This window comes from Corynebacterium lipophiloflavum DSM 44291 (genome assembly GCF_000159635.1).
Lineage (GTDB): Bacteria > Actinomycetota > Actinomycetes > Mycobacteriales > Mycobacteriaceae > Corynebacterium > Corynebacterium lipophiloflavum.
Genome location: NZ_GG667231.1, coordinates 1 through 347, shown reverse-complemented (window position 1 = coordinate 347; position 347 = coordinate 1). Strand labels below are relative to the sequence as shown.

Sequence of the window (347 nt, the reverse complement as noted above, 5' to 3'; positions counted from 1 at the left end):
CGGGCATGCCCGGCCACGGCCGCGGCCAGCTCAGCCTGGGCTTTTTGTTTGGCGACGCCCGCGAGGAAGCGCGCCTTCACCACGCGCTCGTGCTCTGCCTGACGACGCAGCGCATCCCCCTTGCCCGCCGCTGCCTCCGCCGTCTGCTGCGCGGTGCGCGCCGACAGCGTGGCCTCCATCTCTAGTGCCGTGACCTCGGTCAGCGCGGCCCGGGCCCGATCGCGCTCGGCGCTTGAAGGCTCGTCTGCCTCGGTGGAGTCCGAGTCGATGCGCGACAGGCGATCGCGGGTCTCGGCAAGCTCCTCCTGGCGGCTGCGTAGACGCGCCTCGGCATCGGTGGCGCGCTG

Annotated in this window: 1 pseudogene; it reads right to left on the bottom strand. The window is 72.9% G+C overall.

Annotated elements, in window-relative coordinates:
* A pseudogene (locus tag HMPREF0298_RS12525) lies at nt 1–347 on the bottom strand (chromosome segregation protein SMC); the annotation flags it as partial.